This window comes from Psychrobacillus sp. L4, from assembly GCF_042944905.1.
Taxonomy (GTDB): domain Bacteria; phylum Bacillota; class Bacilli; order Bacillales_A; family Planococcaceae; genus Psychrobacillus.
In genome coordinates this window covers 899,811-913,607 of the sequence record NZ_CP168496.1, presented here as the reverse complement: position 1 = coordinate 913,607, position 13,797 = coordinate 899,811, and the positions used below count along the sequence as shown (strand labels likewise).

The window sequence follows — 13,797 nt, the reverse complement described above, 5'->3', positions numbered from 1 at the left end:
TGCCCTTTTGGAGGAAGATTTAATCGAAAACTTCGAAAAGAATTTAATAACTCTCGTTTAATAAAACCGGAGCGAAAATATAATCACCTCTTATGACTGGCTTCCCAATTTCAACTGGAACTCTCTCTTTAAAAATAGGACCATCCACAACGATCGTATGAAACTCTCCACTTTCCCCACACGAATCAATACCTGCCGCTTCGAGTTCCGCAATCAACTCTCTAGTAAAACGTTCACCCACATACTTTGCAGGCATCATCTTCGTATTCACGACAACAATCCAAGCCTCAAAACCTGCATCCAATAACTCTTCCACAATAGCAACGCGAGGCTTCTGCCACAGAGGATGAACTGAGACAATATCCGATTTTGTGCAAGTCGTCTTGACCCATTCCAAATGATCCTCTATATCAATATCCCCAAATACTCCATGCGAAATTCCTTCTGCCCGACATTCGTTCATCGCTTCTATAAATCGAACCTCATATGTATTCCAACTCGCCTCTTTTATTAATAATGGCACACCAAGACGCTCCGCTTGTGCTTCCACAACCTCTAAAGGAAGTGCATGCGATTTGGAAACCTCTCCATCTGCTTCAAACATCGTTAACAACTTTTTCGGAACCATTCCCATTTTCAATGCACGATAATAAGCCAACGCGGAATCTTTCCCACCACTCCAGGAAGAAACGAAAGAAATATTTCTATCCAACTTTGCCCCACTCCTTTTATCTTTTGGCTGTCCTTGAATAAACCCCTCACTTACAACGTATAATTTATTACTTATTTCAACATAATAACATAGTTGTAATATCTTCTTACCATGGAAAGAGGTACAAATCTATGCATACTAAATTTGTATTTAATTCAAGTAAAACAGTATACAAAGCAGCGACATTTTTATTCGTATTAGCCATCCTTGACTCCTTCTTCACCGATTTTGGCATCCGAAACGACCACATCACAGAAGCAAACCCACTTATGCATTTCGTATACGAAACAAGCATCCCCGGTTTTTACATACTAAAAATCTGTCTTCCCCTACTCTTAATATATTTCTTGACAAAACTGCAACCCAACAAGTACATACCAATACTACTTATTATCGCCATTATCCTATATACATTCGTCCTTTTCCAGCATCTCTTTTGGATTTCACTACTAACCTAAATATGACAAAACTATTACGGGTGCCAGGCACCCGTAATAATTTTGTCATAAACAAACTTTGGATGTTTTTTTACGATTTTCGCTCCTCTTGCTCCCACCGTTTCAATGAAGGAAAAGGATCGTATGCCCATTCGATTCGCCCGTTAAATTTGTACATACCATAGTGTAAGTGAGGAGGAAATTTTCCTGCAGTTCCTTTTTTTCCATAACCTGAGCTTCCTACGTATCCAATAATAGCCCCAGGTTCCAAAATATCACCTTCCTTAATGCCTTTTTGATAACTGGATAAGTGGGCATAATAATGATAGGTGTTATGAATGTCTCGTATCCCAATTCTCCAACCACCGTAGTCGTTCCAACCCATCGTTTCAACAATGCCATAAGCGGTTGACTTCACTGGGACACCATAAGAGGCAAACAAATCTGTCCCTTCGTGTATCCTTCGCCCTCCCCAGCCTCGACTGTCACCCCATGTGCTCTTATAACTAAAATTATGGTGAATATCTAAAGGAAAAGCGTGCTTATCTAAATTGGTCGTTTCAAATTTCTTGTAGATTTTAGCAATTATGATAATCTGGTCAACAGCTTGATCGCGCTGGTAGTACTCCTTTAATGCCTTTTTGAAATCTTTTTCAGAAGAGCCGAATTCACTTAAATACGCTGACATTGTAGTAATGACATCATCATCATTTTTGCGATCAGCAAATCCGTCTTTATTTCCATCTGCACCATTTCCTTCAAAAAAATGGATGGAAATTAAATTGGTATCATCCTTTTGAGGATTCAGTAAGCCCGTCCAATAATCATCCGAAAATTGGATGGCAACAACACCTTCCCTCGTTGGAATGTCCTTTCGAACTTGTTGAATATTACGTTCGTATTGATCGACTGCAGCCAAGTAATACCATGGCAACGAAATACTTGAGTATTTTATATAATAATCCATTCGCTTTTCTAAAACCTGTTCTCTCGGAAGTACCTCGGCGGCGGAATCATCGGAGCAAACAAGTAAGAAAAATGCACTAATGGAGCAGATGAGTGTAATCAAACGCCGCATTCAAATTGCCTCCTTTTTGCATACTTAAAGTAGCTTTCCCACTTAAATTTGTTTCATGAATAATTTTTTTTTATTCATGACCTTTAATTTCATACAAAAAATGGCTGTTCGAAACTAAATTAAACGCACAAAAAACCATTAAAAAAACGACTGACATTAAACAGTCGTTTCTATTGAAAAATATCCAATTGTAATTATTTTGAGCAAGCATCAATAAACGCTGTAAAAATAGAAGCGGATATCGAATCATTTTTTAAAACTAAATATTCTGGATGCCATTGCAACCCCATAACAAACCGATGATTCTTACTCTCGATTGCCTCTACTATTCCATCACTGGACACTGCACTTACTGCAAAGCCATTCGGTACTCCTCGATTGGCCTGATGATGATAGCTATTTATCTTGAACTGCTCCGCACGCACAATTCCATGTAAAAGAGAGCCCTTCATTACTTGCACAAAATGGGAGCCATGCCAACGTGGAGCTTGTTGGTTATGCTGCAAAAGTTTAGACTCGATTTGCGAATAAATATCTTGATACATATCGCCGCCAACAGCAATATTCAGAATTTGAGCACCACGACATAATCCTAAAATCGGTTTATTCAGCTCCAACATCTTTTGAATCATTGCAATTTCAAACGCATCTCGTTCAGGGGTGATATCCCCTAGACCTTGCAACGGCTCTTCTCCAAATAAAGTTGGATCAATATCCCCGCCACCCGTTAAAAGCAATCCATCAATCATCTCAGCAATTGTATCAATTCCCGCGTACACCATATTTGGGAGCACAAGCGGAACACCCCCAAACTTCGCAATTGCATGCATATTCTCCGTTGGAACCGTCAGAACATCCCCTTTTAAGCTCGAAGAAACACCAATAATCGGTCGCAAACAAATCCCCCTATCCCATCTCAATTATTACAGTTAAATTACAAATATATTACTGGTGCCAGGCACCTGTAACATTCCTGGCACCCGTAACATTTAAACGTTTCGTTCTTTCCATAATTCCATTGGGTTTGGCATATCTTCTTCAATTTCCATATGGCACATGTCAAACTTTCGCGCGTCGGTTGGTTTTTGCAATTCTTCGTAAATCACGGCAGACTTTCCGAGACCTACTGCTTTAGCATCCTCTAGTGTTGCGCAATAATAAGCTTTTTCGATTCCAGCAAACATCATGGCACTGTAACACATTGCACAAGGCGCACCGCTCGCATACATCGTAAAACCGGATAAATCATTTGTTTTTAACTGTTCCTGCGCTCGGCGTATTGCCAACAATTCGGCATGTCCGCTTATGTCATGCTTCAAATGCAGCTCGTTAATGCCTTCTGAAACCACTTCTCCGCCTTTCACAAGCACTGCTCCAAATGGCTGTCCTCCATTTTGCACATTTCCAACCGCTAATTCTACCGCTCTTTTCATAAACTTATCCATCATCTGCTTCCCCCTCTTTGAAAATATTTTAGCATATTCGGGTAAATGATTGGTATCTAATAGAACAAGTAGGAACATATTCAAAATATGGAGTGCTGAGAACAATTAGACCTCAATAACCTAAACCTTTGACTTGGAATCAAATAAAAAATAACAATAATTCATGAGACTCCGAATCATTTATCCATAAAATAGCAATTCGAGACCAATTAGGATAAACTCGCAACCAATTTCCTCGAACTCAAGACCAAATCACCCAGAGCCACAACCAATAACACTGAACCCGAGACCAAATCCCAAAGTGCATTTCCACCCCAAATAAAAAAAGCCAAGAACCACATGGATTCATAAAGATCCAATTAGTTCTTAGCCATCTCTTCTTACTTATTCTGCATTACGCATTTCATCTAACACACGGTTTACACGTTTTTCTAACATTTTCATGCCGCTTCCACCAGCTTGAAAATGACGAAGTTGGCCGTCTTTATCGAAAACGTAATAAGCTGGGACGTATTGATTTTCGAATACATCTGTGAGCTTCAATTCGCTATCAACAAAGATTGGTTGTGTAATATCATGTTCGGTCGCTACCTTTTTAATTTCCTCAAGATCTACATCTTTTTCGGAACGTGGCATATGAACAGCAATAACATTTAATTCGTCTATATATTGATCACGGAATTCATTCACATTTGGCATCGCTTCTTTACAAAGTCCACAACTGATCGACCAAAAGTGAATTAGTGTTGGCTTTTCTCCGACAAGCTCACTAGTTGTAACTTCACCATTCAACCATGCAGTAGATCCAGTCAATTCTGGCATTGGTGTACGTAATTTCATTTGAAAATCCTCCTTTTCTCTATGTAAAAAGTTCCCCATGAACGAGTAAATCCATGGAGAACTATTTTAAATTCACTTAGTTGCTCTTGTAAATTAAAGAGTTTTTTGACCTGGGCGCCAGTTTGCTGGACAAAGACCACCAGTTTGAAGCGCTTGAAGTACGCGAAGTGTTTCATCAACATCACGACCGATGTTATTGTGGAATACTGTTTGGTATTGCATTTCACCTTCAGGATTGATGATGAATAGACCGCGAAGTGCAATTCCTTCTTCCTCGATTAACACACCATATTCGCGTGCAACTGCGTGATTTGTATCTGCAGCTAATGGATATTTTAATTCACCCAAACCATTGTCTTGACGAGCAGTGTTAATCCAAGCTAAATGCGTATGAATTGTATCAGTAGATACCCCAATAACTTCCGCATCTAAATCTTCAAATTCATCATAACGGTCAGACATAGCTGTGATTTCAGTTGGACAAACAAAAGTAAAATCCATTGGATAAAAGAATAATACTGTCCATTTATCTTCATTCATAATAGCTTCTAAATTTACTTTACCAAAAGACTTGTCCGCTAAAACTGCATCCATCGTAAATCGTGGTGCTTGTTTTCCTACCATACGTTCTGCCATGTAAAAACCCTCCAAGGTGATAATTAATATTATTTACTCACAATTTAAAGGATAGCAAAATCTCCCTTACAAATCAATTTATCCTCCTCGAATTTTGTCGGATAAAGCGATTATTTGTTAGTATGTTGACTTGCTATGCAGTAGAAAAACATAACATTATATGCACATACGTATGTAAAAGAAAATGCTTCTAGCGCAAAATCTAATTTGCTCCAGCTTTCAATAAAATCTTTTCTATCTCCTTAAAACCTCTTTTCCTTGCATGTTGTAAAGGAGTGACCTTATCGTGATCAGGAAGATTTACATCTGCTCCGTGGTTTATTAACAACTGTACAATTTGTTGTTGCTTTTCGTTCCCATCATTCAAGATAATTGCTTCCAATAAAGCAGTCCACCCTAGATTGTTTACATGATTTACGTTAATTGCAGTATTTGTAAGGAGTTCTTTAACGACCTCAACATAACCATGTTCCGAAGCGGGAATCAACGCAACTCCTCCGTAACGATTCGTAATTGTTGGGTCTGCTCCTGCTACGATTGTTAGTTGTAAAATCTCCAAGTAACCTTCCGCACCTGCATAAAGAAACGGATTATTTTTCATTTGATCTCTAACATTCACATCCGCACCAGCGTCAATTAGTACCTTTGCAATTTCAACATCGTTCTCGTAAGTAGCGATCATCAATGCAGTTCTACCTTTTGCATCCTGCCCATTGATTGGAACCCCTTCCTTAATTAACTGCCGTACAATATGTATATCCCCTTGTTGCACCCCTATTAATAATTGCTCTTTCATCAGCTCATCATCCTTTCTATTTGTAATAAGTCCTATTTTCTCATCTCCCTCACATCCTTGAAGAAAGAGAAAACACCCGATCACTATCCATATTTTTTTAAACATTAATAAAAAACACCCTTTTAAGAAATGCTAATTTCATTAAAAATATCATACCTCCCTTTATTTATAGAAACAACAGAAGAGCTTTTTGGGAAAAAAGAAGACATACTCCTCAACAGAAAATAGCGGCTGAAGATACAATTCCAGCCTCATATCCTTCTTTATCGAATAATGCCTCCTATAAATTCATACACTAGTAAATCGGCATAAAATTGGGAGAGATAAATGATGGGGAATGTTACAAGTGCCTGGCACCTGTAACATCACTGTAACATAATAATAGCCGTCCCATCATACATCGATAGGGCGGATATTTTCTATTCTTAATGACAACTTAAGCTATTTGAACCTTCTTTAAAGCCTCTTCAATTAATATCGGCAAATATTCACCTAAATCTCTAAATTCGTAACCTAAACTTATCGCCTTCTCGTTACTAATCAGCCAAGTCTGAGCAATATTATAAGGAGAAACATTGTTTTCATTCGGTACCGAAGAGATAATTGCAGTAGTTGTCGTTTTGTCTTCAATGATACTTATCAATTCACTTAATTTCACTTTGCCATTAGAAGTAGCATTAATTGGTCCAGTGAAATCTGAAAGACCAACCCACGCAAGAAACTGGCCCGCTTCTTCCTCCGAAATGAAATCCATACAAGCATCTGGATTTATGAGATGTATCTCCTCTTGATTTGCTATTTTCTCAATATGGAAATTAAGTCGATCGGTGTAATCGTTCAAACCTATAACGATTGGGAATCTTACAGCCACAACTGGAAATGGTGCTTTTTGAAAAAATACAGCTTCCGCTTGGCGTTTTCCTTCATTATATGAGAAGTCCTCTTTTGGTCCTTCAATGATTTTATATTCTGTTGGAATAAAATCATCTTCCACATATCCTACTTCTCCATTCCCTTCGTCGTACACGGACTTAGAAGAAGTAAAAACATATTTATTCGTCTTGTCCTTAAACACTTCAATTGCATTCATTGCTTCCTGGGAAGAATAACAAATTTGGTCAAAAATAATATCCCATTTTTCATTTATAAAGAGATCCTTACTTTCCACTAAATTCAAACGATCGCATATGATTCTATTTACTCTAGTAGAAAATGGATCCGACGAGTTTCCTCTGGTGGCAATCGTTACCTCAAACCCTTTATCCAATAAAGCTTCCACTAGATGAACACCAAAAAATTTAGTTCCCCCTAATACTAATGCTTTTCTCATTTTTTCATCCCCCTTTTCATAATCATAAAAGATACCAGCATAATTCGCTAACTTTTGTTACAAGATTGTTACAGGTGCCTGGCACCTGTAATATACCTGTAACAAAAACCGCTCCAAGCCAAGATGAACATGGTTAGGAGCGGTTTCAACTAGAAAACTATTACTTTGTTTTTAGTAGTACAACGTTTGAATCTTGTACGATATATTCTAGGTCACTTACTTGGTACATGCCCGGAACATAGCGATACACTCTGTATTGTTCACCTTTTTTCAAGACTCTTGGTAGTTTCGTTGTTTTGTCAATTGATTGCCAAATGACTGTGTCTTTTAAGATAGTAACTTTACCGATTTGACCTGGATTTAGCTCTAAGCCTTTCCAAATTTGTTTTGGACGTTTGTTCGCCGGTAATTGGTTTTTAGCAATCATATCTTTAGATGGTGTTTCGTAAGAAATGGCTGCTGTTCGTTCTAACCAGATGTCTCCACCCAGTCCAAGCATAGGAGAAATGGTTTGTTTAACAGGTAAACTTTGTCCTTTTACTGCTTCTCCAACTTTTTTCAAGCGGTTATTTTCCAGAACATACACAGGAGTTGTTTTGTTCACTTGAAGACAGCTAGTTTTAGTAATCTCGTCGCATAAATTCGGTTGAACTGGGGGTGTTGGCGTTGTTGTTGGAGGTGTATATCCTCCACCGCTACCAGGACCTGGATCTACTGCAGGTTCTGTAACTGTTATATTTACCGTCACTTCATTTCCACCGTAAGAAATTGTAACTTTCGTTGAGCCTTTTGCTTTAGCTGTTATTAAGCCGTTCGTAACAGATGCAACGGTATCATCTTCCACTACATACGTAGCTTTATTTGTTACATCTTCTTCTTTCATTTTACTTTGTTTTGGAGTTGTTACTGCTTTAACTTTCATTTGGCTTGTCGTTCCTTTTTTTAGAGAATAGTCCAGTTTGTCTGTAGAAAGTGTAACTTCTGATTCCGAGACACCAAAAGCTTTTATAACAGTTTGATCTATGCGATTCCCTAAATCATCCCATGCGCTCGCACGAAGAGAGACAAAGGTTCCACTCTTACTAGCGTTGCTAATGTTGGCTGTCCAACCGTCCCCTTCTTGGATCAACTGTACCTCTTCCCACGTCTTGCCTTCGTTAAACGAAACTTCCAGTGCAGCACCTTCAATTTTTCCATTTCCAGATGCATAGTCTATTTGTGACGCACTCAGTCCTAGCTTAATCGTGTCACCTGCAACTGCATTCCCCTTCATGTCCGTATCCACTTTGTAATCAAGTGAAATCATCGGAAGAATTGTTTCAAATTCTTCTTGCATTTCAGTCCAAATCGTCCACTCTGTATGTGTGCTAACTGATGTCGTCCATCGCTTTGGATCACGAACTGCATCATTCACCAAACGAAATTTAGTGTTTTCCACCGGAGCATCCCACAATACAATAATCTGATCTCTTGCCGTCTCAAGTAATTCAGACCCTTGGTAAAGTTTCAGTGTCTGCTCTCCAGTATCAGAAGAATGCCAACCCGTGTTTCCATCGCCAGAATCAGCCCAGGAAGGAACATTGAAAATCAGGTCATTTTCGAAACGTACTGGCAACCAGAAACCATCACCGAAGCGAGGTCGTACAACTGGCGCAAACCATTTCTCATGCAAGCGCTGACCCTGCTGATAAATTATCGCTGGTTGCCGCACTTCCCATTCGTCAACCACTCGGGCCTGATGGTACCAAATAGTTTCTTCTGGAGCTGACACCCACTCTGCGCGAACAGATGGGAGTGACAGTTGATAATTGAAACCTACTCCACTTTCGCTATATGATGGAATATCCCAGCGGAATTCAGCTCCCTGCGCCGAACGATCCGAGTAGTATTGTGCATTGATTTTCACTAGCTCATTCGCTGTAGGAGAATAGCTTAAATCCTCTGGAATGGCGTTATGATGGTTATCGATTAGATCATATACGTATGGTGTGTTCGGTGTCCCTTCAACGTTTAAAATTAAATTTCCATTTTTGGCAAGTTCGATAAGCTCTATCCCTTCTGTTCCACTAACAGAAGCGACAGCTATAGGATTACTTTCCAAAAAGTCTTCTATTCCAACCCATTCTATAAACTCTGTAGGTTTATCGTTCACTACAATTAATAGTTTTGCACCTGCTGCATATGCTGCTGCAGCGCGTTCAGAACCATTGATCACATTACTGCGTTCTACCAACACGGCCTTATCTTTCACATCTAGTTTTTTATAATCTTCCGGAGTCCCTTGTCCTGCGTAAACAGCAGCCAACTGATGCTTTCCTTCTAACGGCTCACTTCCTGGCAGAGTTAGAGTATCTAGCTCCAGTTCATCGACGTTAATGGACAATACCGGCTTGATCAGGCGCCAGCGTGTGTTCAAATGAAATTCACCAGTTTTAACGGTTTCTGTTGGTTCCGCATACATTTTATCTATCGATTCTGGTAGCAAATACCTTCCAGTTATAGTCTTTGATTCACTGAAACTGCGATAATATTCCAGTTTCCTAAACTTCGCTTCAGTCTTTTCCGGAACGTTCGCTGTAATTTCTACTGCATTCCGTGCATCAAGTTCGACAATTTCTGGACCATCAAGAATAACTTCAGGGTTACCTAGCATTGCAACTCCTGCGTGATCCGTGTTTGCATCAACGTCCATCAATGTCATGATTGAATAAGTTCCCGGTGGAAGTCGTAATTCCGTTGTCCCTTGCACATTTAAGAATCCAGGGTTGTTATTCGGGCCAACTATTGAAACCATAGTTGATGCGGGAGATCCATCACGATTGGTTGCATTAATTGTTAGAGGAAACCTCTCCTCTTCTTTACCCATGACCATTGCCGTATGAGCAACTATTTGTCCGTCCACCATGGCAGTAAGTTGGCCTTGATATCGACTTCCTTCAGCAGCTTCTTTCGGGTCAACTGCTACTGTAACTTCAGCACTTCCATTTGCAGGTACGGTAACTTGATTTGTCGATAAATTTAATAGGCTATCTTGCGCTGCTATGCCTAAATTATCTGTAAAGGTTGCTGAGAGATCCAATACTACAGAATCATCACTTTCGTTCGTGTATGTGACGGTCTTCTCAACAAGAACGTCCTCATCATGCGGCCATTGGAAGAAACCAAAGTCCAAGGAACCTTTCGCATATATCGTACTGGATATGGCAGCTGCAACATCTAGACGACCCGTTCCACCCTCATACGGTTTAATATAATCAAGCATCTTAGTCGTACTCATTAGGGCACTTTTCAGTTGATCTCCTTTCCAATCTGGATACCGCTGTGCAAGAATCGCCGCTGCTCCAGCTACATGAGGTGTTGCCATGGAAGTACCGCTAAGACTAAGATATAAACCGTCCCCTTGACTTGCATATTGAGAACGGGCCGCTATAATATCTGAGCCGGGAGCAACAAGATCAGGTTTTAATCCTGCATCCATAAAACGTGGTCCCTTAGTAGAAAACCAAGAAAGTTCATCAGACTTGTCAACAGAACCTACTGTTAGTGCCGCATCTGCAGCTCCAGGTGAACCAATGCCTTCCATACCTGAGTTTCCAGCGGCGATAACAAACAATGCACCGGTCTCTTTACTCAGATTATTTACAGCCTGAGACAACGGGTCTGTTCCATCACTTGGCTGTGGGTCACCTAAACTCATATTAACCACCTTCGCATTTTCTGCAGCCCACTCCATCCCATCGATTATCCAGGAATCTTGACCATAACCAGATGAACTAAGAACTTTCCCTACAATTAGGTGTGCCCCTGGAGCCACCCCTTTATTAAGTCCATTAGAAGCAGCACCTGTTCCAAGTACAGTGGATGCCACATGTGTACCATGCCCATGATAGTCGCGTGCATCTTCTTCTGGAACGAAGCTCTCTATCTTGTCGATTTGATTAACTAGATCAAGATGCTCTGAATCAATGCCGGTATCGAGAACAGCTACCGTTATACCCTCTCCATCAAAACCTGATTCCCATGCCTCTGGTGCACCAACTTGTGGTACACTTTCTGCGAGGTTCACCTCAACACGACCATCCAACCAAACTTTTTTAATACCGCCAGTCATTCGGGTATCTGCAGCTACCTTCTCCGTAATGTCCTCCCAGAATGCTCTAGTCTGTTCTTTTTCTGTAGATACTGCAACTCCGTCAATACTTTCCAAAACATGCGTCCGTTCAGAACCAGCAAGAGTAGTAGGTAGAGCTGACTCGAAACGAGCATTTGTTGGAGCATACTGTACGATCACTGGTAAGGTGGATTGATTTTCATCATCGTAACCGTACTCAATGAGCGAAGTAATATTGAACAAGTCTTTATCCAAAAAATCTGAAGCTACATAGGACATCGCCTCATCAGGAATAACATACGTATCCTTGCCAAGCGTCAGAATACTTGTTCCACCACCAGCATAATCCGCAGGTTCGACACTAATAACGCTCTTTCCACCTTCAATATATGTCACAGTTACAACATCGCCTGTAATCAGCGTAATGACATGTTTTCCTGAACTATTCTTCGAGCTTTCGCTAATATATTTTGTATCTATTACATCGAATGCTTTTTGATTGTCCAAAAATGGATCGTTTGCAAAAGCTTGAAGAGTAGGAAAGGTTAACATTGCAGTTGCCATCAATGTGGCTATTAACTTCTTAAATTTATAATTTCCCATCAATTATTCTCCTATTCAATTTTAATATGAATATAAGTACATGATTATTACTAATCTAGGCACAGACTTTTGAGAGCAGGCCTTGTTGTAAAAAAATTAGGATCTGATTAAGGATACTTATATAAAAATAGAATTGACTTAATTGACTTCACCTCCTTGAAATTTGGTTTAGCTACTTTTTAAATTATAGAGGATTAGCCTGAAGAAAAATATGGAGGAACAAATCATGCATATACACTCCCACATCGCTTAATAGCTAACCAAAAAATGAATATTCATAAATAATAATCTATTATTTATGATAATCTTAGATTAGCTTTCTCTCTCTTTACTGACAATTGGGGTTTTATCATGATCACAAGTCCAATCATTCTAGTAGAAATTTGTAAAAAAACAGAATAAAAAATCATTTTTTGTAGAAATTATTAGAACATTCAAGCAAATCTAAACTTAGAGTTGGGGTCACCGTTTGTCATGTAAGATAAGTGAATTCTATTGCGGAAAATGCCAAGGAGCTGGTTATTATTATTCAAGGAAAAATCATTAAATTTCACCGAGAATTTCAAGGCTTAAGCCAATCGGATTTAGGAAAAGGCATTTGTTCTAAAACGCATATAAGCAAAATTGAGCGAGGTATTACAGAAGTATCAAAGGATACAATAGAGGTATTAGCTAAGAGGCTTTGTATAGACATGCAGGCAGAAATTGAAACCTACTTGAGCATAGAATGGCTATTAAAAGAATGGCATGATTCTATTATCCTAAAACTAAACTCTAAAGCTGAAAGAATAAAGAAGGAATTGGAGGGCATTGTTCTATTGCAGATACCTGATTTCTATCGATCTAATACATTAATACTTACCAGGTATTATTTATTAATTGGGGAAGGTACACTTGCTGAGGCACTCATCAACGAAATGGATAGTTGGCAAGACCTTACGCCGTATGATAAAAACATGCTATTACATATTAAAGGAGAATTTTTCATCAATTATCACCAGGAACATTATAAAGCAATTTCATATTTAAAATTAATAGATATTACCTATTACAACAATCCTGAATATTATTACCATTTAGCTGTTGCCTATCATTGCATGGATTCTCGTGTTTTAACCTATTATTACGCTAATAAAGCACTAACTTTTTTTACAAAAACACACAGTTTTACTCGAATAATTGAAACAGAAATGTTAATGCTGATTCAAGTTGAACAAGAGGAACATTTTGACCCAAAAGATTCAGGGTACCCTAGATTAATTGAGATGGCGGACAATTATGGGTTAACCGATCAAAAAGCCAAGCTACTTTACAATTATGCCTACCATCAATTTCGCAACGGCTCCTATGAAAAAGCTTTAGAGTATTATAGACAGTCCTTGGAAATACGAAAACCAACTAATTCACAATATTTAATGTCTCTGGAGGGGTATTTAAATACCTCCACAAAACTAGGGTTTGAATCTGACACGGAACTGCTACGCTTAGCCAAAAAGGGTTTGTCTCTAGCGAATAACTTAAACGAGCCAATGCTAAAACACTTTTTTCATTTGCATATATTGAAGATTCAAAATCATAGAGAACAATATTTTCACTATCTAGAAACAATAGTTTACCCTATTTTCAAGAATATGGGCTATGGAATTGCAGCTGAGGCTTATGAGATAAAATTATTTGATTATTATATGGAAAAAGGAGAAATGGAATTAGCAAATAAATACGCAATACCTATTCTGGAAAAGTATCGAAAAAACAACGAACTTGTTTAAATTGGTGACAGTCACTCACTCAATTTAGACGAAATTATAA

The 13,797-nt window shown here is 38.9% G+C and carries 11 protein-coding genes; 2 read left to right on the top strand and 9 right to left on the bottom strand.

Annotated features, from left to right (window positions below; translation table 11 throughout):
- Positions 1-43: 43 nt before the first annotated feature.
- Positions 44-712: a diphthine--ammonia ligase gene (locus ACEPXG_RS04295; RefSeq protein ID WP_391207844.1), complete on the bottom strand. Its 669-nt coding sequence runs from the start codon at positions 710-712 to the stop codon at positions 44-46.
- Positions 713-843: 131 nt separating this feature from the next.
- Between ACEPXG_RS04295 and ACEPXG_RS04290 the strand changes: the two genes are divergently transcribed.
- Positions 844-1,170 carry a DUF5658 family protein gene (locus tag ACEPXG_RS04290; RefSeq protein ID WP_391207842.1) on the top strand — a complete coding sequence of 109 codons (327 nt, stop codon included), beginning with the start codon at positions 844-846 and terminating at the stop codon, positions 1,168-1,170.
- A 70-nt stretch (positions 1,171-1,240) separates the two neighbouring features.
- Here ACEPXG_RS04290 and ACEPXG_RS04285 read toward each other — a convergent pair whose 3' ends face one another.
- The 8 genes from ACEPXG_RS04285 to ACEPXG_RS04250 form a co-directional block, all read right to left on the bottom strand.
- Positions 1,241-2,227 carry a M23 family metallopeptidase gene (locus ACEPXG_RS04285; protein ID WP_391207839.1) on the bottom strand — a complete coding sequence of 329 codons (987 nt, stop codon included), beginning with the start codon at positions 2,225-2,227 and terminating at the stop codon, positions 1,241-1,243.
- A gap of 194 nt (positions 2,228-2,421) precedes the next feature.
- On the bottom strand, positions 2,422-3,123 hold the full coding sequence (locus ACEPXG_RS04280; RefSeq protein ID WP_391207837.1) for a gamma-glutamyl-gamma-aminobutyrate hydrolase family protein: 702 nt from the start codon (positions 3,121-3,123) through the stop codon (positions 2,422-2,424).
- A gap of 93 nt (positions 3,124-3,216) precedes the next feature.
- Positions 3,217-3,675, bottom strand: a complete 459-nt coding sequence (locus tag ACEPXG_RS04275) for a nucleoside deaminase (protein ID WP_391207834.1) — start codon at positions 3,673-3,675, stop codon at positions 3,217-3,219.
- A gap of 381 nt (positions 3,676-4,056) precedes the next feature.
- Entirely contained in the window at positions 4,057-4,512 is a 456-nt protein-coding gene (locus ACEPXG_RS04270; RefSeq protein WP_391207832.1) for a TlpA family protein disulfide reductase, read from the bottom strand.
- A gap of 93 nt (positions 4,513-4,605) precedes the next feature.
- A complete protein-coding gene (locus tag ACEPXG_RS04265; RefSeq protein ID WP_391120153.1) occupies positions 4,606-5,148 on the bottom strand; it encodes a peroxiredoxin in 543 nt (180 codons plus the stop codon).
- Between the two features lie 202 nt (positions 5,149-5,350).
- Positions 5,351-6,049: an ankyrin repeat domain-containing protein gene (locus ACEPXG_RS04260; RefSeq protein WP_391207830.1), complete on the bottom strand. Its 699-nt coding sequence runs from the start codon at positions 6,047-6,049 to the stop codon at positions 5,351-5,353.
- A gap of 331 nt (positions 6,050-6,380) precedes the next feature.
- Positions 6,381-7,274: an NAD-dependent epimerase/dehydratase family protein gene (locus tag ACEPXG_RS04255; protein ID WP_391207829.1), complete on the bottom strand. Its 894-nt coding sequence runs from the start codon at positions 7,272-7,274 to the stop codon at positions 6,381-6,383.
- Positions 7,275-7,434: 160 nt separating this feature from the next.
- Entirely contained in the window at positions 7,435-11,988 is a 4,554-nt protein-coding gene (locus ACEPXG_RS04250; RefSeq protein ID WP_391207827.1) for a S8 family serine peptidase, read from the bottom strand.
- 485 nt (positions 11,989-12,473) lie between these two features.
- Between ACEPXG_RS04250 and ACEPXG_RS04245 the strand changes: the two genes are divergently transcribed.
- Entirely contained in the window at positions 12,474-13,757 is a 1,284-nt protein-coding gene (locus tag ACEPXG_RS04245; RefSeq protein WP_391207824.1) for a helix-turn-helix domain-containing protein, read from the top strand.
- Positions 13,758-13,797 lie beyond the last annotated feature (40 nt).

Excerpts from the sequence above, each read along its gene's own strand:
- ACEPXG_RS04290 (WP_391207842.1), top strand. The coding sequence starts at position 844 with ATGCATACTAAATTTGTATTTAATTCAAGTAAAACAGTATACAAAGCA.
- ACEPXG_RS04270 (WP_391207832.1), bottom strand. The coding sequence starts at position 4,512 with ATGAAATTACGTACACCAATGCCAGAATTGACTGGATCTACTGCATGG.
- ACEPXG_RS04250 (WP_391207827.1), bottom strand. The coding sequence starts at position 11,988 with ATGGGAAATTATAAATTTAAGAAGTTAATAGCCACATTGATGGCAACT.
- ACEPXG_RS04255 (WP_391207829.1), bottom strand. The coding sequence starts at position 7,274 with ATGAGAAAAGCATTAGTATTAGGGGGAACTAAATTTTTTGGTGTTCAT.
- ACEPXG_RS04265 (WP_391120153.1), bottom strand. The coding sequence starts at position 5,148 with ATGGCAGAACGTATGGTAGGAAAACAAGCACCACGATTTACGATGGAT.
- ACEPXG_RS04275 (WP_391207834.1), bottom strand. The coding sequence starts at position 3,675 with ATGATGGATAAGTTTATGAAAAGAGCGGTAGAATTAGCGGTTGGAAAT.
- ACEPXG_RS04285 (WP_391207839.1), bottom strand. The coding sequence starts at position 2,227 with ATGCGGCGTTTGATTACACTCATCTGCTCCATTAGTGCATTTTTCTTA.
- ACEPXG_RS04260 (WP_391207830.1), bottom strand. The coding sequence starts at position 6,049 with ATGTTTAAAAAAATATGGATAGTGATCGGGTGTTTTCTCTTTCTTCAA.